Here is a 26,007-nt window from a genome sequence, read left to right on the forward strand (position 1 = left end):
CTCCGTCGTGAGCAGTTAACCTCAACCATCACGCCATATTTCACCCCAAACATCGTGTGCACTTAACCTTAAACACCGTGTGGGCCCCCTAAAACGTCGTGTTGGACTTTACCCCTTAATCGTCGTGCCGGACTTGATCCGGCATCTGGTGCAGGTTATGTGATGCTGGCATGGGTCCCGGGTCAAGCTCGGGAAGACGGTGGGGGGAGTGGGTAGATATCCACAAAAAAAGCGAAGCACCGGTTAAGGTGCTTCGCTTAGGTGGACTGCCAGTAATGGGTTGCGCAGTTATGGCGCCATCATCATTAACGGTAAGAAGTCCATCATGTTGAAATCGACAAACTCGGTGCCTTTGGCGTCTAGGGTAAAGGTGGGTTTGCCGAAGTTGCTGTAGTCAATCAGCACATTCAAGTTCACGGTTTCGCCTTCTAGCTCAAACGAGTACTTGGCTTCTTGGTGGATTGGCTGTTGTTTATCGTTGAGATACAGCAGGGTGTGTAGCTGGTAAGCTTCGCCGGCTTGTTCGGCTAGGGCTTGCTCGATGTTAGGCAGCAACTCGGCTTTGTCTTCGGCGCTGATTTTGTTGCTGGCTTTTACTTTGTCGACAATCAGCTGATTCATTTGCTGATTCATCGCTTTGGCGTCTTCAGCATCTAAGGTCAGTTCAACAAGGGCCGCCGCTTTTAAAGTTTTAGCCTTTTCGTTGTCGGTGATTTTCTTAAACTTATCTTCGGCTACGGTTTTGCTGGCTTCAATTGAGCTGCTCATCAGAATGCTGATTAATTCGATGGCGGCATCTTTTTTAGCTAAGGCTTCCGGCGGCAGGTTTAAGTCGGCGCTGGTGATGCGGGTGATTTTATTTTCATACTTGTTCAGTGCGGCGTATAGGCCTTGGTCAAGCATGGCGGCCATTGGCACAACGCTGCTGCCATCAATTAGCAGGTGCTCTTGTTTTACATCAATCAGCACTGGCAGTTTGATTTGCATGATCGGCATGGAAATTTCAGGACGAATTTCGTACTTCAGTGCGCTGTTATCGGCAGCACCAGCCATGGTAAAACGGATCGACTGCAGCATAGGCTCTTCTAAGCCAGTCATGGTGCCGCTGAGATTAAAGTCATACTTAGAATCTTTAGCTACGGTGTACTCCATAGCTTTGTTGTACAGCTCTTTGGCCGGTAAATCGGCTGCTTTGTCAGCGCCGCAAGCAATTAATAAGGCACTGAGACCCGCCACTAACAGCGGTTTAGAGCGAGACAGGGTAGAACGATTAAACATAAGGGAAGTTCCTTGGTAAGCGCTGCAGAGGATTGCTACAGCGTCGCAATAGAGAAGCAAGCAGGCGAGTGGAGGATGGTAAACCAATCACGCTAAACACCACTCTTCGATGCTTCGAAGGCTCTGGAGCTGCGCAGTTTAGCGAGTTCGGCGACTAAACAGAAGAAAAATTACACCGCGGTTCCTGCGGCGTGACCGCTGGCCCAAGCCCATTGAAAGTTAAATCCGCCCAGCTGTCCGGTTACGTCTAAAACTTCGCCAATAAAGTACAAGTTAGCTTGTTTCAGTGATGCCATGGTTTTGGAGGAAACTTCGCGGGTATCGACGCCACCTAGGGTCACTTCGGCGGTGCGATAGCCTTCGGTACCGGCAGGAATCAGCTGCCAGCCATTTAACCAAGTGCCTATCTGTTGCAGTTGTTTTGGGCTAAGTTGTTTCAGCGGCAGGTTACTAAAAAACTGCTCACACAGAAGCTGCGCCATCTTTTTAGTAAAGCGCTCGGCTAACAGAGTTTTTAATTCTAGGTTAGGCCGGCTGTGTTGTTGCTCGGTTAGCCAAAGCGTGGCATCGCGATCGGGCAGCCAGTTAATTGCTAGGGCATCACCCATTTGCCAAAATGATGAGATTTGCAGCATCACTGGGCCACTTAAGCCGCGATGGGTAAATAGCAGATCTTCAGTAAAGGACTTGCCATTACAGCTAACCTGGCAATCGCTCACCGAGGTGCCCGACAGCTCAACACACAGCTGTTTTAGTTGCCCATCGGTAATGGTAAAGGGCACTAAACCGGCGCGCCGTGGCAGCAGCTGATGGCCAAATTGCTCGGCTACTTGATAGCCAAAGCCGCTGGAGCCAAGGGTCGGAATTGATAAACCACCCGTGGCAATCACCAGTGAGCGGCAGTGATACTGGGCCGCGCCTAGGGTTTTATGTTCGGTGTCTAGGCTAAAGCCGTGCTCAGTGGCGTGAATCTTAAGGATGCGGGTATCCAATTGCAGGGTGACGTCAGCGGCGGCGCATTCATCAAGCAAGAGATTTAAAATGGCGCTGGCTTTACCGTCGCAAAATAACTGGCCCAGTTTTTTTTCATGGTGCGCCACCTGATGTTTATCAATCAGCGCTAGAAAATCCCACTGGGTAAAGCGCGCTAAGGCCGACTTACAAAAGTGTGGGTTATGGCTAATAAAATGACTGGCCTCGGTATAGAGGTTAGTAAAGTTACAGCGCCCACCGCCTGACATCAGAATTTTTTTGCCAGCTTTGTTGGCATGATCCAGTACCAGTACTGACTTACCGCGATGCCCCGCGGTTTGCGCACACATTAAACCCGCTGCTCCGGCTCCTAAGACAATGACATCGACGACTTTGGACGGCAGGCTCATGGGGTAGCAACCAACACATATTGCCCGTTTAACTCAGCAGCTAACTGGCCATCGGCGGTAAACACTTGGCTGGTTAAAGACAGACGCGCCCGTTGGCGGCGCTGATAGGTGTGAACAAACTTATCCCAAGCTTCGTTGCTTGGGCCTTGGCAGCGAATTTGGATATCTGAATTGGCGGGTGCTGGATAACGGATGTCACCGGCCTGTACCACCACTTCACCGTTAGTAATCCCAGCTTCTTGCAGGCGTAAATGTAACCAGCCCCAGCCGGCTAACACCGCTGCGCAATATAAGCTGCCACCGAAAATGGTGTTTTTATGGTTTTTATTGGCCGCTAAGGGTAATTGCAGTTCGAGGCAGTGCTGGTGCCAGCTCAGCACCTTTACGGCTAAGGCTTCAGTTAGAGGAATATTCTGACGAAAGACAGTTTCGAGTTCACGGCAGAGTGCTTGCATGCTTAAACCTAGCAAATCAATGGTAAAGAATAGCTATTGTAAAGAAATAACGGGGTCCTGGGCGAACTCGGCGCATCTTTTTAGTCCAACGCTTAGGGCCACCGCCAAGGCCATAGTTCAACCGAAGCACAATTTCTGTTAAATATCTGCTCTAAAGCCAAGGCTTGGGTGTGGTAAGCTTAGGCAATTTTTAAGCAAACTCATGTTTTATCTACAGCTACTGGGATGCTGGGTAAAATCAGCCCTAGACCTGAATTAATAGCTGTTTTTTATCTAAGTGGACTATGCCATAGGGAGACCTTCGAATTGAATGCTGCAGCTACCAATAGTTTCTTTTTTATCGGCGGATTACTGGTTGCTGTCAGTATTTTGGTGAGTTCGGTTTCGTCACGGGTTGGGATTCCGATCTTAGTGATTTTCATGGGCGTGGGCATGATGGCTGGTACCGATGGAGTCGGTGGCATTGTGTTTAATGACTATTCGCTGACCTATTTTATTAGTAACTTAGCACTGGCAGTGATTTTGCTCGATGGCGGTATGCGCACTCGGGTGGCTACCTTCCGCGTTGCACTATGGCCGGCGTTATCGTTATCGACCTATGGCGTCGTAGTAACGGCGGTGCTAACTGGGGTAGCGGCTTCTTGGCTGTTTAATCTGACCTGGTTAGAAGGCCTGCTGATTGGCGCCATTGTGGGCTCGACCGATGCCGCAGTGGTGTTTAATCTGCTTAATGGTAAAGGCTTAAATGAGCGGGTGGGATCGACTCTAGAGATTGAGTCGGGCAGTAACGACCCGATGGCGATGTTTTTAACCGTCTCCTTAATTGGCATGTTGGTAGCCGGTGAGACCAGTTTTAGCTTAGATTTTTTAATTAGTTTGGTACGCCAATTTGGGCTGGGCACTTTATTAGGTTTAAGTGGCGGCTGGTTGTTGTTACAAGTAATTAATCGCTTAACCATTGCTGATGGTTTGTATCCGCTATTGGCAGTTAGCGGCAGCATCATGATTTATGCCTTTGCCGGCGAAGTCGGTGGCAGTGGGATTTTAGCAGTGTATGTCTGCGGCATGGTGCTGGGTAACCGGCCGATTCGTAACCGCCATGGCATTTTGCACATGTTTGATGGTTTGGCTTGGCTGAGTCAAATCGGCATGTTTTTGGTGCTGGGCTTACTGCTTACGCCCCATGAGTTACTCCCGATTGCGTTACCGGCATTATTGCTGTCGCTGTGGATGATTTTAGTGGCGCGGCCAGTGGCGGTGTTTACTGGTTTACTGCCATTTAGAGGCTTTAACCTACGCGAGCGCCTGTTTATTTCGTGGATTGGTTTGCGTGGTGCGGTACCGGTCATTTTAGCGGTGTTCCCATTGGTGGCTGGCTTGCCTAATGCCCAGCTATTTTTTAACGTTGCCTTCTTTATTGTGTTGGTTTCGCTCTTGTTGCAAGGTTCTACGCTGCCTTGGGCCGCGCGCAAAGCACGGGTTGAGGTGCCGCCGGTACCTTCACCCATTTCCCGTGCCGGTTTAGAGATTTATCCCACCAGTCAGTGGGAGTTATTTGTGTATCGTTTAGGTCGCGAAAAATGGTGTATTGGTGCGCCTTTGCGTGAGTTAAAAATGCCGGAAGGAACTCGTATTGCGGCTTTATTTAGAGATAACTGTTTGCTACACCCGAGCGGTTCTACCCGTCTTGAGGCGGATGATATTTTATGTGTGATTGGCCATGAAGAGGATTTATCGGCCCTAGGCAAGCTATTTATTAAAGCCCCTGAACGCGGTTTGGATATGCGCTTCTTTGGTGATTTTGTGCTGGAGGGCGATGCCGAACTGGGTGATGTGGCGGCCATCTATGGCTTGAAACTAGAAAAGCTCAGCCCACACCTGACCTTGCGTGAATTTATTACCCACGCTGTAGGTGGCGAAGCGGTGGTCGGCGACCAAATTGAATGGCAGGGCTATACCTGGACAGTTGCGCAGATGGAAAATAACAAAGTGCGCAAAGTGGGTTTAAAGTTTCCCGACGGCAAAAAACCTGAGCTTGGCTTTTAGTTGGGCTAGCAGGTAGAAAATCAGCATTTCAAAATTAAGAGGCAATCAGGCTATGGCGTTGCAGCAGAGTACTCATTTTAATTCGAGTTATCCGTGGCTGCGGCGCTGTTGGCTAATAGCACTGATTTTTTGCCTAGGTTGTTGCACCTTACTGCTACAGCCAACTGTGCAGGCAGCGGAGTTAAGCGCTGAGCAGGTGCAGCAAGAGCTAGATGATTTAGATAGCCGTAAGTTAACTGAAACCGAGCATGCAACGGTACAGCAACTGCTTGAGCAAACTTTAAGCTGGCTGAAAACCCGTGATGACTATGTGCGCGCGCAACAGCAATTGAGTCAACAGCTAGCCACTGCCCCCGAGCAAATTCGCCAAGCCGAGCAAGCCTTGCAGCGTTTTGTTCCGCAATCGGCTGAACGTTTTGCTGAGGCCCATAGTAATCAATCGATTGCTGAGCTTGAACAAGCCCTTGAGCAAACCAATCAGCAGCTCAATGCCTTACAAAAACAGCTCAGTGATGCCAATAGCTTAGTGATTACTACCCAAACGCGACCCGAGCGCGCACAGGCAGAAGTCACCAGTATTCAAGCGCGCATTCAAGAAATTAACACCCAGTTAAAGGCTAAAGAAGCAGCCAAAACCAGTTCGCCCGAGCGTCAAGAGCTATTACAGGCTGAGCTGCAAGCGATTCAGGAGCAAAGCAAGTTACGCCGTGCTGAGTTAGATGCCAATAACCAATTGCAGGAACTGGGCAGTGTACAACGGGATTTGTATCGCGCGCAGCTGACCGAGGTTGAGCAGCAGGTAGCAGTACTGCAAGAGCTGGTTAATACCCATCGTCAGCGTGAATCCCAGCAAGCGGTAGAAGAGTTATCGCTGGAAATTAGCCAAGCGGGTACGGATACACTCTTGGTGCGTGAAGGACGGTTGAATTTGCAGTTGTCGGATTACTTATTAATGGTGACCGAACGGCGCAATGATCTGACCCAACGTAACCTTAAGGTGCGCCAGCAGTTAGAAACCGTACAGCAAACCGATCAAGCCCTGGAAGAGCAAATTAGTGTCCTGCAAGGCAGCTTGTTGCTGGCAAAAATTTTATATCAGCAGCAGCAGGCGCTGCCTTCGGTGAGTTTTGATCGTACCTTAGCCGAGCAAATTGCGGATATGCGTTTATATCAGTTTGAGCTACGGCAATTTCGGGAAAAAATTCGCGAGCCCGAGCGGTATGTGGATAAGTTACTTGGGGTGACCAGTGATCCGAGCGAAAATGCAGAATTACGCGGCAAGCTACTGGACACCATCAAAACCCGTAATCAATTGCTAGATAAGCTAAGTAAAGAATTAAACGCACTACTGAGTGAAGCGATTAATTTACAGCTTAACCAAAAGCAATTAAAAAACTTATCCGATAGTTTGCGTGCCACCTTAGCTGAGCAAATGTTTTGGATTCCCAGTAATAAGCCGTTGGATGCTAGCTGGTTACAGCATTTCCCTGAAAATGCGCTGAAACAGCTAGAGCACTTACCGCTGCAAGCGGCATGGCAGGGCGTTTGGCAGGCTTGGGTAGCTATGCCGTGGTTATTTATCGGGCTGGCCGCGGTAGTTGTGGTGTTGTTGGCGCTACGGCCAAAACTCAATGCCTATGTGCAAAAAAGTAATCAAGACATTGGCCACTTTCGCTTAGACGGCCAGCTGCATACGCCCAAAGCGTTATTAATTACCATGCTCTATGCGCTTCCGGTTAGTTTACTCTTGGCTGGTGCCGGCTGGGGTTTGGGTTATCAGGCGGAAGGGGTGAATCGCTATCTTGGCGAAGCCTTGTTAGTTATGGCCCAGGTGTGGCTAGTGTTTAGTACGTTAGCTCGCATTTTAAAGCCCCACGGCATTGCTGAGGTTCATTTTCGCTGGCTTCCCAGTGAAAATACCTTTGCTCGAAAACAGGTGCGTGGGCTATTAGTGGTCATGCTGATGATGCTTCCGGTAGTGATTGTGGCGCAATATCAGCCAGCCATTTTAAGTGAAGATGTGTTGGGGCTAAGCACCATGCTAGTGGGCTTGGTCCTGTTGAGTGTGGTAATGACGCGCTTGATTTTGCACTCGTATCGCGGCAGCGCGCCCAATGCCTTTAAGCGCTTTTTAGGTTTAGTGGTAGCAATGGCACCATTAGGCTTAGTGATTGCCACCAGCTTAGGCTACTACTACACCAGTTTGAAACTTACTGGTCGGCTGTTTGGTACTTTATCTTTGTTTGTCGTGTGGTTGGTTTTAGAGGCCACGGTCGTGCGAGGTTTGGCAGTGGCAGCGCGGCGTTTAGCCTGGCAGCGCTCGGTTAATAGTAAAGTCAATCAGCCCCATGAAAGCAGTGAAGTGCCTGAGGTTGTGGCTGAGCCACAATTGGATATTAGCCAGATCAATGAGCAGTCATTACGTTTAGCACGGCTAATTTTATGGGGTGGCTTTTTTATCTCGTTGTATTGGTTGTGGGCCGATTTATTATCAGTATTTACTTATTTGGATAACATCAGCCTGTATCAAAACACTAGCGGCAGTGGTGATGCAGCAGTGACTGAGGTGGTTAGTTTAAGGGACGGCATTAATGCGCTGTTATTTGCCGCCGTGACCTTTATTTTGGCCCGTAACTTGCCCGGTTTATTAGAAGTTATGCTGTTGTCGCGGATGAAGCTGGCTCAGGGTAGCTCCTATGCCACTACCACCTTACTGTCTTACTGTATTGTGGCCACCGGTACGGTAGCTACCTTAGCCTCTTTAGGCGTGAGCTGGGATAAGCTGCAATGGTTGGTAGCGGCTTTATCCTTAGGTTTGGGCTTTGGTTTACAAGAAATTTTTGCCAACTTTGTCTCGGGGATCATTATTTTATTCGAGCGTCCGGTACGTATTGGCGATTTGGTGACCATCCGTAATATTTCAGGCACGGTGAGTCGGATTCGGATTCGCGCCACCACCATTACTGATTTTGATCGCAAAGAGCTGATTATTCCCAACAAGGTGTTTGTGACTGACCAGCTGATGAACTGGTCATTAAGCGATACCGTGACGCGACTGGTGGTAAAAATTGGCTTGGCTTATGAAACAGATCTGGTGCTGGCGCGTAAGCTAATGCAGCAGGTGCTGCAAGAAAATCAGCGCGTATTACGCGACCCAGAGCCAGGAATTTATTTTACTGGGATTAGTGCCAGCACCTTTGATTATGAGCTGCGTTACTATGTGCGTGACCTAGGTGATCGTAGCTCATCAATGGACGAAATTCTCACTCGCTTGGTATTAGCCTTTCGCGATAATAATATCGATATGGCATTTAATCAGCTGGATGTCTTTATTAAAAATCAGCACAGCGAGACAGAAACTCATCTTGCTAGCACCCAGCTAGCAACTGGCGCCGCGGGTTCGCCTGCTAGCGAACCGCCGAGAACCGGGCAGAGCAGGGCTTAGTTGGTGACGGAGAGAGGCTGGCACTCAATGACTAAGTCCAAGCTATGGCTGGCGCCGGGTGCCAGGTTTAGGCAATCATCCCAGATATTGGCGGTTTCAATGCACAGCATTCGCTGCCAAGCCGCCGGATCAAATTGTGACAGCTGTTGTGCTTTATCGGGTCCTGGATTCCACACCACGACCGAGTGACTATGCTGGCTATGCAGTCGAATACGGCGTTGCCACAACTTATCCACAATCTGCAAGGTGCTAGCTGGCTGTAAGTAAATGCGGTCGGTTTCATCATCTAAACGTAATACCCCTGTTTGCTGACGGGTTTGCCAGTGCTCTAAGGTTTCAATGTAGTGGCAGTTTTCTAAGCCAGTAACTTCTACCTGCTGAATCGCACTGACCGCAAAATAGCTATGCAGCGCTTGGCTAAGGTGTAGTTGCTTTGGCCCTAGGTTATCGGTAGTGAGTTGCAGGCTTAAGTGCTCGGTAGTTAATACCACTTCTAGGGTTAAGCGTGCGGCGTGGGGCCAATCGGCTAAGGGCGCAGTTTGGGTATCTAACTGCAACACTAAGCGGGCGCTATCTGCGGTGGTGGCTTGGCTGAGCAGTTGCCAGCGTTGCAAACGGGCTAAGCCATGAAACGGCGCTTGGGCATGGGTCATCTGTTGCACCGCTTGTGGATTGCGCTCAATAGCACCAAACCATGGCCAACAGATCGGAATACCGCCGCGGGCACTGCTGTTGGAGTGAAATTTGGCTAAATCACTGAGCCAAATAATCGGTGCTTGCTCGGCTAGCTGATAGGTTAAAATCTGTGCACCCTGTGCACTAATTTGCAGCTGGGCAGGGCCCACACTTAACTGCCAGCTAGGCAGCTTGGCAAAGTGGGTTGGGATTATGCGTGGGCTCATTCGCGAGTACTCATCAAAATCAATGGGGTGTGGATAAAAAAGCCGTAAATCCATGACTGGATTTACGGCTTTCAGCTAGCAAAGAATAGAACTTAAGAGCCGTACACTTTTTCAGGTAACCAGGTAATGATTTCAGGCCAAATATAGGCGACTACCAACATGGTCAGCTGAATGGCAATAAAGGGTAAAACCCCTTTGTACATTTGAATCGTTGGCACTGAAGCAGGGGTTACCCCACGCAGATAGAACAGCGAAAAGCCAAACGGCGGGGTTAAGAAGGAGGTTTGCAGGTTCATCGCAATCATTACCCCCAGCCACACCGGATCTAGCCCCATGCCAAGTAATACTGGGCCGACAATCGGAATGACCACAAAGGTAATTTCAATAAAGTCAAGAATAAAGCCCAGTAAGAAGATCACCAGCATCACCAAGAAGAAGGCGCCGAGCACACCACCAGGTAGGCTATTGAAAATATCGTGGATAATATCTTCACCACCAAAGCCACGGAATACTAGCGAGAACAGCGAAGCACCAATCAGAATCAAAAACACCATGGCGCTGATTTCAGCGGTGCTAAAGCACACTTCTTTAATTCGCTCGAGGGATAAGCGGCGTTTCGCTAGGGCAAGTAAAATCGCTCCAATCGCACCCACTGAGGCCGCTTCAGTAGGCGTAGCAACACCGGCTAGAATCGAACCTAATACCGCAACCATAAGTACCAGCGGGGGCAGTAAGGCTTTAAATAACTTGCCCCAGTCTAGGTGGCCCAACTCTTCTTGGCTGAGTGCCGGTAGTTTTTTCGGTTGAAAAATCGCCACCCCAATTAAGTACAGAATATACAGCGCAACCAGTAAAAAACCGGGAATTAATGAACCAATAAACAGATCACCCACCGACACTGTTTTCGGCGAGAAAATACCCATGTTGGTCTGTGCTTGTTGATAGGCGTTACCTAAGACATCGCCTAACAGCACTAAAATAATCGACGGTGGGATAATTTGCCCTAGGGTACCGGTGGCCGCGAGGGTACCAGTCGCGACCGCAGGATCATAGCCGCGGCGGAGCATAGTGGGTAAGGCCAGTAAGCCTAAGGTCACCACTGTCGCCCCGACCACACCAGTACTGGCGGCGAGCAAAGCGCCGACCACGCACACCGAAATTGCTAGACCACCGCGTAGGGTGCCAAATAAGCGCGACATTGATTCCAGTAAATCTTCGGCTACCCGAGACTTTTCCAACATCACACCCATAAACACAAACAAGGGTACCGCCAGCAGCGTTTGGTTATTCATGATGCCGTATAAACGACTAGGTAATGAGCCCATAAAGCCCATATCAAAAATACCCATCAGCATGCCAAGCATGGCAAACAATAGAGACACACCGCCTAGCACGAAGGCTACGGGATAACCCGCCATCAGGGTTAAACAGATAGCAATAAATAACAGCAGCGCCATTAACTCAGTCATGTTGCACCTGCGCAAATGGCACGCGGCCAGAGAGTTGGAAAAGGTAACGAATAAAATCAGCTAAGCTTTGTAAAATCAGTGAGCTAACCAGCAAAATAATGATCGACTTTTGCAGGTAAACATAAGCAAGACCGCCCGCTTCGCCAGATTTTTCCATAATTGCCCAAGAGTGCACCACATACGACCAACTGTTCCAGGCTAAAAATAAGCATACCGGTAGCAGCAACAATAGATTACCGAGGGCATCAATGGTGGCCTTTTTACGGGGTGAAAAGTTTTGGTAAAAAATATCCACCCGCACGTGGGCATTACGTTGCAAAGCCCAGGCAGCTGTGCCCATAAAGGTGAGGGCATGGGCATACATCACCGCCTCTTGTAACGCGGTAGCGCCGATGCCAAAGGCATAGCGCAGCAACACCACAGTGGCGATGCCAAACACTAAAAACAACACAAGCCAAGCACAGGCTTGGCCTAGCCGGCGATTAAGCGCGGTGATTAGCTCGGAAATTGCGAGCAACCAGTGAGAAGGGGAACTCATAGTCAACCTTGTTCTGAATAACGACAAATAAGTCGGCAATTCTAAGCTGTGTGGCAAAAAATAACCATGCTCAGACAAAATATCCGCAAAAATACTGCATCAGCCTGTGTATAAGCTGAGGATTTATTGGCTAAGCCCCCTAGTTTATAGGTTGTAGCCAAGTGGTTAAAAAATAGTCAGTCACTTTGCTTAATACCCAATAATCGCTCATCAAAGTGTGGATAACTTGGGAGCAAAATCAGCTAAGGCTGATACTACGTGGCTTTGTGTTCAGTGGTTAAAAAATCAGCAAAATCTAGGCTGCGTTTAAGTGAAAAAACACTGGACTAGCCATTGCACCAGCGCCTCAGATTATGCCCATTTTTTCGGCATCAAGGTGTGAATAAGATGGGGGAGAGTTGCGCTAGCTCAGTGGTATCAAGGGCTATAGAAAACTGCTTAAAAAACAAACAGCTGATTAAACTCATGCCCAATTGCGCGGTATCAGCCTGTGTATAACCTGCGGATACTGGGCGCAAAGCTAGACTAATACAGGTGTTGCTGCGTTTGTATAAATTTTAACCAGTTAACCTAACTCAGCTAGCAGCTTTGGATTGGGCTAAAACAGCTTGCCAAGTTTTACCCAATTGGCGGGGAAGCCTGTGTGGAAGCGGTGTGGATAAAGTGGGGGCAGTTAGCGCTAGCCCACAGCCAGTCTGGCGGCTAGCTAATTTGTTTATAAAATAGTCAATCACCGCTGGCCGCGTCTCATAACTTAGGGGCACAGTGCATAGTGCAAAAGGGTTTAGGCGAGTGCTGGTGTCTGGCTAAACTTTCTTGCAGCCTAGGAATCCGAGCTTAAATCATTGGCTTATTGTGTATGAGGATGCCTAAATGCAAATTTTTTCGCAGGTTATTCAGCAGCTAAAACTAACCGTGGTTGCCTTGGTGGTGGCCGGCTCGGCGATGGCCGTAACTGAGGCGTTGGCTGCTGAACCTATCCAGTTAGAAACCTACAAACCTACTGCTGCAGAGACAATTTTTCCCGTCACCAGTAATTTAATCTGGGCTGAAAATGAGGTGTTATTAATTGATGCTCAGTTTGCCGCGCGGGATGCTCAGGCCCTGGTGAAAAAAATTAAAGACAGCGGAAAATCGCTCAACACTATCTATATCAGCCACGGCGATCCAGACTTTTATTTTGGTCTGGCGGTGATTACTGATGCATTCCCTGAGGCTAAGGTAGTGGCCACCCCAGCAGTAGTGCAGCATATCCAGCAAACCCAAGCCGCTAAATTAGCCCATTGGGGGCCAGAATTAGGCACCCAAGCACCTGTACGAATTGTTACGCCAGAGCCCTTAACCGAAGATCATCTGCAGTTTGCCGGTCACCGCATTGATATTATTGGCTTAACTAGTGCTACTCCAGAGCGTACTAGTCTATGGTTGCCCGAGTTAAAAACCGTGCTGGGTGGGGTGCTGGTTGATGCTGGTGAACATGTTTGGCTGGCCGATACCCAAACCCTAGAGTCACGCAAAACCTGGGTACAATTATTAGATCAGCTACTGGCCTTGCAACCCGAGCAAGTTATTCCTGGGCATTACAGCGGTACTTTACCCCAAGGCGATGCCGCCTTACGCTTCACTAAAGAGTATTTGACCACCTTTGAGCAAGAGCTGACCCAAGCAAGCAATGCCGATCAATTAATCCAGGCCATGCAGCAACATTATCCACAACTACCGGGCAAAGAGGCGTTGGCCTTAAGTGCTAAAGTATTAAAAGGTGAGATGGAGTGGGAGTGATGTAGCTACTTTCTATCGCTGCGACTATTTAACAGCTAGTAAAAAAGAGCAATCTGCTTTAGAAGGGATGCTCTTTTTTATTGGTCGGAGAAATAACCATGGGTGAGTCAGCGGTAAACCAAGATAATGCAAAAACCGAACAGCTAGCCTTCCAAGACTGCTATGCCGAGGATTTTAGTCATTGTTATGGTTGTGGGCGCAATAATAGTGCTGGGCACCAGCTTAAAAGTTATTGGGATGGTGAAACCACTGTGGCCTACTTTACGCCTCAGCCTTATCACACAGGCGGTGTGCCAGATAAAGTCTATGGCGGATTAATTGCTTCGTTACTGGATTGCCACGGCACTGCCTCGGCGGCCGCCGCCGCTTATCGGGCAGAAGGGCGCGATATGCACAGTCTACCGGCTATGCGTTTTGTTACGGGTAACTTGAATGTTAGCTTTGTCGCGCCGACGCCTTTAGATACGCAATTGGAAATACGGGGTGAAATTGTTGAGATCAAACCGCGTAAAGTAATTGTCGATTTAACCTTAAGTGCACAAGGCAAAGTCTGTGCTAAAGGCCAGATGATTGCCGTTAAGCTGCCTGATTGCGCTTGGTAACTGTTAAGCTGGCAGGTTTTTTTGACTAAAGGTGGCGATGGCTATGCGCGATGATCCAATATTAAACCTGAACTTGACCCAGCGTTATGCCCAGTTGGGCAGTCAGTTTTATGCTGAGCAGCCGCCTAAGCCACTGGCTGATCCACAGCTGGTGGTTGCCAGTGAGTCGGCGTTAGCTTTATTAGGGCTAACTGTAGCCGAGGCCCAAACCCCAGCATTTTTAGCGCTGACAGCTGGACAGTGGTTGCCTAGTAATGCGCGCCCCTTAGCGATGGTTTACGCCGGGCATCAGTTTGGTGGTTACTCACCAAGATTGGGGGATGGGCGTGGATTATTGCTCGGTGAGATAGAACACCCCGCCGGCGAGGTGTGGGAGCTGCATTTAAAAGGTGCAGGGCTTACGCCATTTTCCCGGATGGGCGATGGTCGTGCTGTGCTGCGCAGCTCAATACGTGAGTTTTTAGCCAGTGAATATTTATTTGCTTTAGGTATTCCCACCAGCCGCGCTGCTACTGTCACTGCCTCGGCAACGCCCGTATGGCGCGAGCAGCAAGAAACCGCAGCCACCCTGTTACGCCTAGCCCCAAGCCATATTCGCTTTGGTCACTTTGAATATTTTTACTACACCCGGCAACTGGATGAATTGCAGCAGCTGCTGGATTTTACGATCCAGCAGCATTTTGCCGAGTGTTTAGCTGTTGATAATCCAGTGGCGGCCTTTTTTTCGGAGGTGGTGGTATCCACTGCGCGGATGATCGCCGAGTGGCAGGCTTATGGCTTTTGTCATGGGGTGATGAATACCGACAATATGTCGATTCTCGGCTTGACCTTTGATTACGGGCCTTATGCCTTTTTAGAGCAGTATCGGCCTGAGTACATTTGTAATGCCTCTGATCATCAGGGGCGTTATCGCTTCAGCCAACAACCGGCGATTGCCGAGTGGAACCTGACCGCGTTAGCTGAAACCTTAACCGAACATATTCCATTAGCTACCTTGCGTCAGGAGTTAGCGCGCTTTATGCCGCTGCAGCAAGAGTTTTACCTGCAGCGGATGCGTCAACGCTTGGGCTGGCAGGGCGAGCAGGCGCAGGACAGTGCCCGTATTGAACAGTTACTGGGGTTATTGGCAACCACTGAGTTGGATTATTCTCGGTTTTTCCGCGATTTAAGTGAGCGACCTGCAGCTGCGTATTTGACTGATCTACAAGCGCAGCTTGAACAGGAACTAGGCGTTGATCTGGAGAGCTTTAACCAGTGGTGTGATTATTATGTACAGCGCACCGCAACAGTTGATGAGCAGCAGCGTCAAGCCCAGATGCAGGCGGTTAATCCGTTGTATGTATTGCGTAATTATTTAGCACAGTTAGCGATCGAAGCAGCAGAACAGGGAGACTATCAGCCAACTCAGCGGCTGCATCAGCTCTTAACCCAACCCTTTGTTCAGCAAGCAAATGCTGATGCCTATGCAGCGCCTGCTCCTGCCTGGGGCCGCGCTTTATCTATCAGTTGCTCGTCGTAACAGCTCAAAGCGCTTAGCGCCAGACAGTTAGCATTAGAAAGAAAAGTGTTGTTGCTGGCGCTGCTTAAGACCGCGGTACAGTCGGTCCCAATTGGCCAGGGTGTGGATCCCTTGCTGCTCCGCTAGATGGAGTAAAATCAAGCTGAGTTCGGCGGTGGCTAAGGCATCGGCACTGGCATTATGGCGCTGTAAAATATTCAGTTTAAAGTGGCTTAGGCATTGATCAAGACTGCACGAGTTGGCTTCTAGCTGCGGGCTTAGCGCCGGCGCGAGTAATGCTAGATCATAAAATACATGTTCTAACTTATAGTTGAGTAGTTGTTTAGCTTCACGTACGAGTAGACGCTGATCAAAATCGGCATGAAAAGCCAAGAGTGGGCTATCGCCAACAAACTCTAAAAAGCGCAGTAAAGCAGTCGCAGGAGCAATACCCTTGGCGAGTTTACTAGGCGCTAACTGGTGGATTAGCACACTTTCGGTTACCTGTTGATCAGCCCGTTGGAGAGTACAGGCAAACTGCTTGCCTAACGGAATCCCACCTTGCTCAATGGCTACTGCCCCAATTGATAAAATACAATCTTTTAAGGTGTTGAGGCCGCTGGCTTCTAAGTCAACAATCACCCAGCGTTGTCGTTTAAGTGGCGTTTGGTCAATGGCTTTGCCAGGAGTCAAATTGGCCACGCGCCGCTGTTTGGCAAGCGACAGTTCGACTTGGGTTTTGCGCCAGGGATTCCACCAACTCACAACTTATACCTAAAGGTTAGACTACTTTGCAGACGCTGAGCTTGGCGAAAGGATTCGCGTAAAATTCGCCGATCTAAATGGTTAAGTTCGTCAGGGTAAATACGATTAGAGTAAGGCAATTGATGGCGCGATTGTTGCTGATGCTGCTGCATCCTAATCAGTTGAATAAAATGATAGGCCTCGGCGTAGGCATCGCCATCTAAGCGTTCAATAACTCGCTTTTGTACCAGTTCACGAATTCGCTCGAGGGTATTAGCCGTTTCAATACCGTGGCTTAAGGCTAGTACCCGAATGCCATCGACAAAGGGCGTGAGGCCTTTGGTTTTTAAGTCGAGGGTATCTTTTTCAGCACCTCGTTTACTCAACTCAAAGTCGCGGAACAGGCCACCTAAGGGGGGGCGATGTTGCAGCGCATTATTGGCTAATAAGCGTTGAAAGGCTTTGTTATGGCGAATGCTTTCCAGTAAGTCTTTGCGTAAGCGTTTAACCGCGCTGTCTTCGCCCCAAATCGCTCGAAAATCAAAGTAGATTGTGGAGTACAGTAAGTTTTCTGGCGTGGCATCGCGCACACATTTGCTAAAGCGCGTGGCCCACTCACTGGCCGATAAACACAGCTCAGGGTTGCCCGCCATGATATTGCCTTTGCATAGGGTGAAACCGCATTTATCTAACGCCAGATTAATTTCTTTGGCCAGTGGCAGCAATTTGCCGCGTATCGCATTGGCTTGTTCTTGGTTATCAGCGGCAAATAAAATCCCGTTATCTTGGTCTGTATGCAGGGTTTGCTCTTTACGGCCTTCACTGCCAAATACCAGCCAGGTAAAGGGAATGCCGGGATCGCCATATTGCTCAAGACACAGCTCGATGACTCGGCAGACACTGTGATCATTGAGTAAGGTGATGAGGTGTGTGATTTGCTCGGGGCTAGCGCCATGGGCAATCATGCGCTCGACCAGCACATTTACTTCTTGGCGTAGTTCAATCAACTTATCTAGGCTGGAAGCATGGCGAATGGTGCGAGCCAGATGGACCAAATCCATACGTTGTAAGGCAAACAAATCACGCTCGGAAATAACCCCAACTAACTTCCTGTGATCGACTACACAAATATGTGCAATGTGTCGTTCAGTCATAGCCAGTGCCGCATCAAAGGCACTGGTAGCAGAGGGCAGATAAAAAGGATCGGGCGTCATGACTTGGCTAATGGGTTGCTGTAAATCAGCCTCGCCGGTGGCAATCACCCGGCGCAGATCACGTAAAGTAAAGATGCCAATTGGGTAATCCTGTGCGTCGACAATGGCTAAGCTGCCAATTTGTTGCTCATGCATTCGCTGCACTGCACGATAGAGCGGAAAGTCAGGTGTGCAGCTAATCGGCGAGCGCAAGGTAAGCTCTGCTAAGGTAGCCTCCATGGTGTGTTGCGCACCCAAACTTTCTACCGCTTTCAGTTGCACTTGCTGGGTTGCTTGATCAAGCAAGCTGCTGATGCCGCGTACGCAAAACTCGCGAAACACCGTGCATTGTTTAACCAGCTCAACAAAGGCGGACTTTTCTAGAAGCAAACAAAAACTATCTTCTGCGGCTAGATGGGTGGTACGGGTTGGACGTTCAGCGAGTAATGCGGCAATCGGAAAACATTCGCCAGTGGTAATTTCAAAGGTAGTTTCAATGGCTGCTGCAGCAAGATCTTGGTCTTTTTGTGGGATCGAGCGGGCACCCACAATGCGCCCTTGTTGCACAATATAAAAGTGCTCAATTAAGCCGTCGTCAGGGGCGATAATAGGGTCGCCCTGGGCAAAAAAGCGTAACGTGCAGTGATTCACCAAGTAATTAAGGTGGGTGATATTCATCTGACTAAAAGGCGGATACTTGCGCAAAAATTCCAAAATACCTTGGATGTTTTGTTGCACTGCAGTACGTCCTGTCTGAGTAAAGCTATCACTGCTAGTCATGCTGCGCTCCGGATTATTGTTATGGTTTTTCTGCAGCGCAAGAGTGTAACAGCCTTCAGCTTTGGGCTGAAATACGCCAAAAGAATAAGCAGCTGTAACAAAAACAGCCGCAAAAGCGGCTGTTTTTTAACACCTAGGTGAGAACTTAGAGACCGTTTTTCTCTTTGAACTCACGGCGGCGGCGATGCAATACTGGCTCGGTGTAGCCGTTAGGCTGCGCTTTACCTTGCAGAACCAGCTCTAAAGAAGCTTGGAACGCAATATTGTCATCGAAGTTAGGTGCCATTGGGCGATAGATTGGATCGTTGGCGTTTTGACGGTCAACGACTTCAGCCATGCGCTTCATGGTCTCAACGATTTGCTCTTCAGTCACGATACCGTGGCGTAACCAGTTAGCCATGTGTTGGCTAGAGATACGCAGGGTGGCGCGGTCTTCCATTAAGCCGACATCGTTAATATCAGGTACTTTCGAGCAGCCGACGCTTTGGTCGATCCAACGTACTACGTAACCTAAGATACCTTGGGCGTTGTTATCCAACTCTTGCTGAATTTCTTCGGCAGTCCAATCGGTATTGGGTGCTAACGGAATAGTTAAAATATCGTCTAAAGAAGCAAACTTACGGGCTTTTAACTCGTTCTGACGGGCAAATACGTCAACTTTGTGGTAGTGCAGAGCGTGCAGTACCGCTGCTGTAGGTGAAGGAACCCAAGCAGTGTTTGCACCAGCCATCGGGTGGCCAATTTTCTGCTCTAACATGGCTGCCATCAGATCAGGCATAGCCCACATACCTTTACCAATCTGCGCTTTGCCTTGTAAACCTACTGCCAGACCGGTATCAACGTTCCAGTCTTCGTAAGCGCCGATCCACTTCTCACCGCGCATTGCAGTTTTGCGTACCATTGGGCCCGCTTCCATGGAGGTATGGATTTCGTCACCAGTACGATCTAAGAAACCGGTGTTAATGAATACCACACGCTCTTTGGCAGCAGCGATACAGGCTTTGAGGTTAACTGTGGTGCGGCGTTCTTCATCCATGATGCCCATTTTCAGGGTGTTGCGCTGCATGCCTAATACGTCTTCGACACGCTCGAATAGCTCGTTAGCAAAGGCCGCTTCTTCTGGGCCGTGCATTTTTGGTTTAACAATGTACACGCTACCGGTGCGGCTGTTGCCACGGCTGGTATTGCCATTGAGGTTATGCAGGGCAATTAAGCTGGTGAATAAGCCGTCCATGATGCCTTCAGGCATTTCGTTGCCTTGCTCATCGAGGATCGCAGGGTTAGTCATCAGGTGGCCAACGTTACGTACGAACAGTAACGAACGACCATGCAGTTTAACTTCTTCACCGTTTAAACCGGTGTAGACACGGTCTTCATTCATGGTACGGGTAAAGGTTTTGCCACCTTTGCTGACTTCTTCAGCTAGGTCACCTTTCATCAGGCCTAACCAGTTGCTGTAAACCAGAGTTTTATCGTCAGCGTCTACTGCAGCAATGGAGTCTTCACAGTCCATAATGGTAGTGATCGCAGCTTCCATCAGGATATCTTTAACCCCAGCGGCATCGGTTTGACCGATTGGGCTGTTGGCATCAATTTGAATCTCAAAGTGCATGCCGTTATTTTTCAGCAGGATCGTCGTTGGAGCTGTGGCTTCGCCTTGGAATGCGATCAGTTGTTGATCGTCGCGTAAACCGGTATTGCTGCCGCCTTTAAGGCTAACGATCAGCTTGCCATCTTCGATGCGATAGCTAGTGGCTTCAGCGTGTGAACCTGCAGCTAAAGGTGCGGCTTCGTCTAAAAAGGCACGACCAAAAGCAATAACTTTGTCACCGCGTACTTTGTTATAGCCTTGACCTTTTTCAGCGCCGTCGGCTTCGCTGATTGCATCAGTGCCGTACAGTGCATCATATAAAGAGCCCCAGCGCGCGTTGGCTGCGTTGAGCGCAAAACGTGCGTTAGTAATTGGCACCACCAGTTGTGGGCCAGCCATACGGGCAATTTCTTCATCTACGTTTTGCGTAGTGGCTTGGAAATCTTCGGCTTCGGGTAGTAAGTAGCCGATTTCCTCTAAGAATGCTTTGTAAGCAACAGGATCGTGTGCTTGACCTTTACGCGCGAGATGCCACTCGTCAATTTGTGCTTGTAGCGCATCACGCTTTTCTAAAAGAGCACGGTTTTTTGGTGCTAAGTCTTTTAAAACTTGGGTTGCACCTTCCCAAAACGCTTCGGCGGTTAGGCCGGTGCCTGGGATAGCTTGATTATTGATAAAGTCGTACAGGACTTTGGCGACTTGAAGGCCACCTACTTGAACGCGATCTGTCATTGTTGTCTCACTTTGCTGTGGAAACGCCGGAAAAAATAATTAACGACCCAAACAGGCCATGTAGTGACGTAAAAAGCATACTACAGGAAATAATATGAAAAAACAGCGACTAAGCAGGAAGCGCAACAAACTGACAGGGATTGTCAAAAAACAGGCAAAAAAAACTCCGAACTTCAAATTGGGGAGGAAAGTCCGGAGTTAAGCCGAACCACTAGGGGATTGGTTCGGTATCTGCCAACATTAAACACATCAAGGAGCTTAAGCATTAATCCGTAACACTCAGGTAGTAAGAAAAGCAAAGTTAGAAAAGGTTCAGCAGCTTTATAAAAAGTTACATTTGTCCCGATTAACGGATTAAATGCAGCGATTTGACCCTGTAGCTAAGCTAAAATGATATTAATTTAATTCGTATCTAATGGAGGTAGCGGCATGCAGAGTAGTCAATTAGTAGGTGCGCTGCTAGCGCAATTAAAAGGGCAGCCATTGGCTGAAATGGCGCAAAGTTTAGGGATAAGTAGTGAGCAAACTGAATCTGCCGTTGCTACGGCGCTGCCGCTATTGGTGGCCGCTTTAGGACAAAATGCCAGTCAGCCGCAAGGAGCTGCAGAGTTATTTAGTGCGTTGACTAAAGACCATAGTCAAGTAGCTAGTGGTAATGGCTTAGGCGAGTTATTGGGTGGTTTAGCTCAGCAGCTATTAGCCGGTAACTCAGGACAGAACCAAGCAGCGGGCGGTATTTTAGGGCATATCTTTGGCAATAAACTACCCCAAGCTGAAGCCCAATTAGGCCAAGCCACAGGTTTGAGTACGGGCTTGGTTGATCAGTTATTGAAGCTGCTGGCGCCAGTGGTTATGGCATTTTTAGCCAAGCAGGTAATGTCGGGCGGCATGGATGCGAATGATCTAGGTAAAACCCTAGGCGCAGAGAAGGCGCAAATTCAACAACAGGGTGGTTTAGGCAGTGTATTGGGCAGCTTGTTGGATCAAGACGGTGATGGCCAGTTTGGATTAAGTGATCTAGTTAAGCTGGGTTCGAGTTTTCTGAGTAAACGTTAAGTTATTAATCCTAGCCGCTACCAACACGCGGTGTCGCCTGGTAGCGGCTAGGCCAGTTTAAGGTGTTGCTTGAGTTCTGGCTTGCAGTGCCAAAGGAACTTTGTTGGTTAAGGTTTTGTTTAGCTTTTTGCGGTTTAGTCGCTGATAACCACCCAGTTGTTGGGGGGTGAGTCCTGTATTTGTGATTGGCTGATCGGCTGCAGCTTTAACCATCAATTGGCTGGCTGCTGTGACTGCTTGTTGATAGCTTTTTAGGCTATTTAAGTCGTATTGGCGCAGATCCAATTGCGGACGTAACCAGTTGCCCCAATAAAACTCTAAATACTCAATAGGCGTATTGCCTGATCGAGGTTTTTCATAGGCGGCGCCTCGGGTGAAATACACTAAGGCGCGGTAGGAATCATTGTCTAGCTGTTGTAGCCCTAATTGTTTGGGTAACTGCTGGGGCTCAATCGCTTGATTAGTGCCTGAACGTAGCCAGACTTTATTGGCTTGTTGCATGCGCTGCCAAAAGTGCTCAAGGTCTGGGCTGTCGCTAAAGTCGGCACTGACTCTAACGTGCATCGTTAATTCAGGCCCTGCGTCTGGGTGCTCCCATAAACTAGTAAAAGTATGGTGGCCATCGGTCAGATAGAGTTGTTGCTGAGGGCCGATCACCACGGTTTTCATCGATTGTGGATCGCTACCTACAGCGGCCTGACAACCAAAGCTAGTCGGATCTTGTAGGCTGGCTTTGTTGCTGGCGTGGCTGAGTCCTAACTGACCATTGGTTTCACAGTATTCCTCAAGGACTGCCTGTGGCGCTTGGGCAAAGCGGGCCAGTTTGTAATACACCTGATCGTAGCCAATGGCCGCTTGTGTTGGCAGCAACTGGTTAAGTTGCACCTGAATAATTGTTTCGCTGGCCGAATGGCTTGAGTCAGTAACGCTGGCGTAAAGCGGTAACGTGCTTAAACTGCCGGTTAAGAGGATGGCAAGAGTCAGGTAACGCATGGGGGTTTCCTTAGTTTAAGCAGTGAATCAAAACACATACTGTGCACGTAAACTGAGGGCATCGCCGGTCTTATCTCCGACTTTATTGCTAGGCTCAGAGGTTTTAACCTTGACGTAATTTGCCGAAATTTTAACCGCTTCATTGGCGTACCAGTTAACACCAAAGGTGTGACCTTTTACCTTGTTATCTAAGAAGTCGCTTTCTTTAACTTTGATCTGATCATGGCGATAGAATACTTCCCACGCGCCTAAGGATTTATCGTTGGGTTTTATTTTGTCAAATTTACCACCGTCCAATTTATAACCGCGCGACTCGCCGGTTAGGGTATAAGCGATTTGGCCATAGTAACCATCTGCTTTGCGGTCATTGCGTTTAACTTTGTTGCTATTGTCGGCCTTTAGGTCACGGCGCAAGTACTCACCTTGGAGCGATAAAGGACCATGGGCCCAGGCTAACTCTAAGCCCCATGCACGATCACTATCAAAGTTGGCGTTTTTAATTTTCGGCGCCAGCTCTAGGCGATTACCATTGGCACTGTCTTCAGAGGTGCCGCGTACACCAAGACGGGTTCGGATGCGTCCGTCAAACTCATTGCCTTGGCTATTGGCGTAACTGGCGCCAAAGTGTAAGACATTGCCAGCACTAGCAAAGGGCGCATACACCACGCGCAAGCCATAATTATTTTTGTTTTTACCATTAGTGTCTTCTTGGTTTTTAGGGCGATTGACACTGGCTGAACCATAGAGCACTTGATTACTCGCACTGATTTGTAACCCCATGCCTTCTTGGTGGTCATTCACCCAAGGTGCTAGGTCATAGATCATTGAGCGCTCAATAGCGGTAATCCATTTGGAGCTGGTGGCCGACTCAAGACCAAAATCTGGATCAAAGCGGCCAAACTTGAGGGTCACCGGATCAAGGCCTAGGTAACTAATCGAGGCCTCTTTCCATGAGGTCTCACCATCGTCAGCAAAGCTCACACTAAAGTCATAGCCCCAAACACTATAAACTTTACCGGAGGCCTCAAGACGCGCACGGCGAAGATAAGCTTCATCGGCGCGTTTACCATTTTTAGTCATGACTCCATTAAAGGAGTCCATGTCTAGTTGTAAGCGGCCACCGAGCTGAAAGCTAAAGGCATCATCAACTGTTTTTACTTCAAAACCGCCTTTCGTTTTAATCACTAAATCTACGCCATCGGTGCTTACTGTGCCAGCATAGAGTGGGCTAACAATGGCGAGTGTCAGCAATGAAAGTGGTAGACGACAATGGGCAAAGCGGAACATACAGCATCCTTAGAATAGTTATCAGGCAGATAAAATTTTAGATGCTGATGCTGCAGGGAAAAGATGACGCGAGGGTGACGTTTAGATGTCAGTTGAATGACAGTCCGCCATTGCCCCACCGCTAACAGCGCGGTGAGGCAAGTTGAGTTAAGCGTTAGACTAGGCTTTTACCTTTCTTTTTGGCTTTGCGGATATCTTTAATGAGTCCTGCGCACAAAACGATCAGAACGCCGGTGGCCAGCACCGGCCACATTAAGACGTAAATAGTTAATCCTAAAGTTGACATGTTAGCTACTCCTTATGCGTTGTTTTGCTCTTGGTGAAATTCAATGACTCTTTGATCAATGGTCGCAAAATCAAATGGTTCGGCTTTGCTGAGTAAGGTGATTAGCGTACAGACGACGGCACTGGCGCCATAGGCCGTAAGGGAGCTGAGCAGCACTGTGTATTCACGCAAAAAGTTAACTGAGTAAGGGGCAAAAATGGCCGCCGCGAGCACACCGCAAATCAGGCCAACGGTTTTGCCGAAAAAGCCAAAGGTCATGAGGCCAATCACTACCCCACCGCCAATCGCTGCCATTAACTCAAAAAACACGCCCGTGGCACCGGTAATCGGTAGCCAGTTAAAGCGTACGATCAAAAAGAGTAAGAAAGAGACCGCAACCGATAGGGTGAACGCTTTGTTAGTGACCTTGTTCCAGTACAGGCTCACAATCACTGGGAACACGATAGAACCCCAGAGGGCGCCAACAAAAATGAGCATGGATAAAATATCTAGCTTTAAGCTAGCAAACACCACACCCAAGGTGGTGGCGATAATCATGGTCATGCGTCCAATCCAGAGCATTTTTTTCGGACACGGACGATTTTTGGTGATTTGCTTACCATAAATGTCGGTCATGACGATGGCTGATAATGCTGATAAGTCAGAGTCTGCAGTGGAGGACAGAGAGCCAATTACCATGATAAACAGCAGGGCCACCATGAAGGGGGGTAAATAGGTTGCAGCCATTTGTGGAATTAGGTTGTTGAGGTCGCCATCTACTGGAATTACGCCAGCAAATAAGGCCAATAGCCCCAACATTCCAAGCCCAATGACAATTGCGCCATAGCCGATGGTGGCAGTAATAAAGCTGGGTTTAATTAGGTCTTCACGCACAGCAAATAGGCGCTGTGCGATGGTTTGGTTACCAATGGCATAGGCCAGAACGGCGACAAAAAATGGCGCGCCTTGTTCTAAAATAGCGGTGGTAGAGAAGAAGTTGGCTTGATCAGCGGTGAGGTTTGGCATACCGGCCTCAAATAGTGAGGGGCCACCTAGTTTAAAAAATAGCACCGGAATAATAATTACCGCTGCTGCAATCATCGCGACTAGTTGGCCAAAGTCGGTAAAAACAGAGGATCTAAAGCCAGACCACAGGGTATAAGACAATACGCCAAAGCCGGCAATCATAACGCCTTGGGTAAAGCTTAAGGGGGAAAGAATATCGACTAAGGCACCGGCAGCAGTAAAGTTCACCATGAGGCTAATCACGCTACCGACAATGTTAGAGCCGGCGAGGACCATTTGGCTGGCCGTACCGTGGCGGGCGTGCATAATTTCAGCCAAGGTGTGGGCATCAGGGGCTAATTTCCGAAAGCGCATGCCAAACGGGTAAATAAATAAAATCATTAGGGCACCCCAGAAACCGTAATGAATAGCTCCCGACAAGCCATATTTGTAGCCTGAGCTAGCGGCAGCGTAGAACGAGGCGGCCCAGATCCAGGTGGCGGTCATACTGGCGGCAGACATACCAAAACCAACGGAACCATTGGAAACCATGTAGCCATCCACATTTTCTTCTTTTTTACCAATGCGTAGCGTGAGTAAAAAAGTTATGCCATAAAAGGCGAGTAACAACAGCAAAGCGCCGGTTGTAGAAAATTGAAACATTTTCCATCACTCCTTAAATACCGCGTTCATCCAAGCAGGATGTATTCTGCGTGCGGTAACACGTAGAGCTGTCCTAAAGCGCCAAGGCGCGCCAGGAAGCATAAAGAAGTTACAGAAAGCTGAAGTTGCAAGCGGTTAGCCTACGGATTCAGAAAGAGGCAGTAAAAAAGGCTTCACACCCAACTGTGAGCAAAATGGCTAACTAGCACTTAGCTAGTATTAGCAGGTGGTGGGCTTAAGGGATGTTATTGGTGGCGCCGCGGGCGACTTTATTAATCTCTCTTAAGCAAAAGTATTCCCT

Annotated in this window: 19 protein-coding genes; 6 read left to right on the plus strand and 13 right to left on the minus strand. The window is 48.8% G+C overall.

Annotated elements, in window-relative coordinates; all coding sequences use genetic code 11:
* Nucleotides 1–288 precede the first annotated feature (288 nt).
* The 3 genes from AKN87_RS10160 to AKN87_RS10170 form a co-directional block, all read right to left on the minus strand.
* Nucleotides 289–1,278, minus strand: coding sequence for a hypothetical protein (locus AKN87_RS10160; protein WP_053103344.1), 990 nt, complete (start codon nucleotides 1,276–1,278; stop codon nucleotides 289–291).
* A gap of 170 nt (nucleotides 1,279–1,448) precedes the next feature.
* Nucleotides 1,449–2,660 carry a BaiN/RdsA family NAD(P)/FAD-dependent oxidoreductase gene (locus AKN87_RS10165; protein ID WP_053103345.1) on the minus strand — a complete coding sequence of 404 codons (1,212 nt, stop codon included), beginning with the start codon at nucleotides 2,658–2,660 and terminating at the stop codon, nucleotides 1,449–1,451.
* On the minus strand, nucleotides 2,657–3,115 hold the full coding sequence (locus AKN87_RS10170) for a YiiD C-terminal domain-containing protein (protein ID WP_053103346.1): 459 nt from the start codon (nucleotides 3,113–3,115) through the stop codon (nucleotides 2,657–2,659). The genes AKN87_RS10165 and AKN87_RS10170 overlap by 4 nt, the downstream gene beginning before the upstream one ends.
* 306 nt (nucleotides 3,116–3,421) lie before the next feature.
* On the opposite strand from AKN87_RS10170, the gene AKN87_RS10175 reads away from it, so the two are divergent.
* Both AKN87_RS10175 and mscK read left to right on the plus strand, forming a co-directional pair.
* The gene (locus tag AKN87_RS10175) at nucleotides 3,422–5,161 is read left to right on the plus strand and encodes a potassium/proton antiporter (protein WP_053101010.1); all 1,740 of its coding nucleotides are present in this window, start codon (nucleotides 3,422–3,424) and stop codon (nucleotides 5,159–5,161) included.
* Nucleotides 5,162–5,213: 52 nt separating this feature from the next.
* Nucleotides 5,214–8,606 carry a mechanosensitive channel MscK gene (gene mscK, locus AKN87_RS10180; protein WP_053103347.1) on the plus strand — a complete coding sequence of 1,131 codons (3,393 nt, stop codon included), beginning with the start codon at nucleotides 5,214–5,216 and terminating at the stop codon, nucleotides 8,604–8,606.
* On the opposite strand, the gene AKN87_RS10185 is transcribed toward mscK, so the two are convergent.
* The 3 genes from AKN87_RS10185 to AKN87_RS10195 form a co-directional block, all read right to left on the minus strand.
* A complete protein-coding gene (locus AKN87_RS10185; protein ID WP_053103678.1) occupies nucleotides 8,603–9,508 on the minus strand; it encodes a D-hexose-6-phosphate mutarotase in 906 nt (301 codons plus the stop codon). The two genes, mscK and AKN87_RS10185, sit on opposite strands and share 4 nt — an antisense overlap.
* Before the next feature lie 92 nt (nucleotides 9,509–9,600).
* Nucleotides 9,601–10,977, minus strand: a complete 1,377-nt coding sequence (locus AKN87_RS10190) for a TRAP transporter large permease (protein WP_053103348.1) — start codon at nucleotides 10,975–10,977, stop codon at nucleotides 9,601–9,603.
* Nucleotides 10,970–11,515, minus strand: a complete 546-nt coding sequence (locus AKN87_RS10195) for a TRAP transporter small permease subunit (RefSeq protein ID WP_053101014.1) — start codon at nucleotides 11,513–11,515, stop codon at nucleotides 10,970–10,972. The genes AKN87_RS10190 and AKN87_RS10195 overlap by 8 nt, the downstream gene beginning before the upstream one ends.
* An 873-nt stretch (nucleotides 11,516–12,388) precedes the next feature.
* Between AKN87_RS10195 and AKN87_RS10200 the strand changes: the two genes are divergently transcribed.
* The 3 genes from AKN87_RS10200 to AKN87_RS10210 all read left to right on the plus strand — a co-directional run bounded on the left by AKN87_RS10200 (nucleotide 12,389) and on the right by AKN87_RS10210 (nucleotide 15,418).
* A complete protein-coding gene (locus AKN87_RS10200; RefSeq protein WP_053103349.1) occupies nucleotides 12,389–13,297 on the plus strand; it encodes an MBL fold metallo-hydrolase in 909 nt (302 codons plus the stop codon).
* Nucleotides 13,298–13,395: 98 nt separating this feature from the next.
* Nucleotides 13,396–13,899 carry a PaaI family thioesterase gene (locus tag AKN87_RS10205; RefSeq protein ID WP_053103350.1) on the plus strand — a complete coding sequence of 168 codons (504 nt, stop codon included), beginning with the start codon at nucleotides 13,396–13,398 and terminating at the stop codon, nucleotides 13,897–13,899.
* 43 nt (nucleotides 13,900–13,942) lie between these two features.
* On the plus strand, nucleotides 13,943–15,418 hold the full coding sequence (locus tag AKN87_RS10210; protein ID WP_096334883.1) for a protein adenylyltransferase SelO: 1,476 nt from the start codon (nucleotides 13,943–13,945) through the stop codon (nucleotides 15,416–15,418).
* Between the two features lie 33 nt (nucleotides 15,419–15,451).
* On the opposite strand, the gene AKN87_RS10215 is transcribed toward AKN87_RS10210, so the two are convergent.
* The 3 genes from AKN87_RS10215 to AKN87_RS10225 all read right to left on the minus strand — a co-directional run bounded on the left by AKN87_RS10215 (nucleotide 15,452) and on the right by AKN87_RS10225 (nucleotide 20,437).
* Nucleotides 15,452–16,162: a 3'-5' exonuclease gene (locus tag AKN87_RS10215; RefSeq protein WP_053103352.1), complete on the minus strand. Its 711-nt coding sequence runs from the start codon at nucleotides 16,160–16,162 to the stop codon at nucleotides 15,452–15,454.
* Nucleotides 16,159–18,114, minus strand: a complete 1,956-nt coding sequence (locus AKN87_RS10220) for a putative nucleotidyltransferase substrate binding domain-containing protein (protein ID WP_053101018.1) — start codon at nucleotides 18,112–18,114, stop codon at nucleotides 16,159–16,161. The genes AKN87_RS10215 and AKN87_RS10220 overlap by 4 nt, the downstream gene beginning before the upstream one ends.
* 145 nt (nucleotides 18,115–18,259) lie before the next feature.
* Complete coding sequence (locus tag AKN87_RS10225; RefSeq protein ID WP_053103353.1) at nucleotides 18,260–20,437, minus strand: malate synthase G; 2,178 nt, start codon at nucleotides 20,435–20,437, stop codon at nucleotides 18,260–18,262.
* A gap of 429 nt (nucleotides 20,438–20,866) precedes the next feature.
* Here AKN87_RS10225 and AKN87_RS10230 point away from each other — a divergent pair, with 429 nt between their 5' ends.
* Entirely contained in the window at nucleotides 20,867–21,493 is a 627-nt protein-coding gene (locus tag AKN87_RS10230) for a DUF937 domain-containing protein (protein ID WP_053103354.1), read from the plus strand.
* A 57-nt stretch (nucleotides 21,494–21,550) separates the two neighbouring features.
* Here the strand turns inward: AKN87_RS10230 and AKN87_RS10235 are convergent, their stop codons facing one another.
* From AKN87_RS10235 to AKN87_RS10245, 4 genes are all read right to left on the minus strand, one after another.
* Nucleotides 21,551–22,486 (minus strand): ParB/Srx family N-terminal domain-containing protein, encoded by a 936-nt coding sequence (locus tag AKN87_RS10235; protein WP_053103355.1) that lies wholly within the window; start codon nucleotides 22,484–22,486, stop codon nucleotides 21,551–21,553.
* A 27-nt stretch (nucleotides 22,487–22,513) separates the two neighbouring features.
* The gene (locus AKN87_RS10240) at nucleotides 22,514–23,773 is read right to left on the minus strand and encodes an OprO/OprP family phosphate-selective porin (RefSeq protein ID WP_053103356.1); all 1,260 of its coding nucleotides are present in this window, start codon (nucleotides 23,771–23,773) and stop codon (nucleotides 22,514–22,516) included.
* A 154-nt stretch (nucleotides 23,774–23,927) separates the two neighbouring features.
* A complete protein-coding gene (locus AKN87_RS12460) occupies nucleotides 23,928–24,059 on the minus strand; it encodes a putative transporter small subunit (protein ID WP_231692541.1) in 132 nt (43 codons plus the stop codon).
* Nucleotides 24,060–24,071: 12 nt separating this feature from the next.
* Entirely contained in the window at nucleotides 24,072–25,706 is a 1,635-nt protein-coding gene (locus AKN87_RS10245; RefSeq protein ID WP_053103357.1) for a sodium:solute symporter family transporter, read from the minus strand.
* Nucleotides 25,707–26,007 lie beyond the last annotated feature (301 nt).

The organism is Thiopseudomonas alkaliphila (genome assembly GCF_001267175.1).
Classification (GTDB): Bacteria; Pseudomonadota; Gammaproteobacteria; order Pseudomonadales; family Pseudomonadaceae; genus Oblitimonas; species Oblitimonas alkaliphila.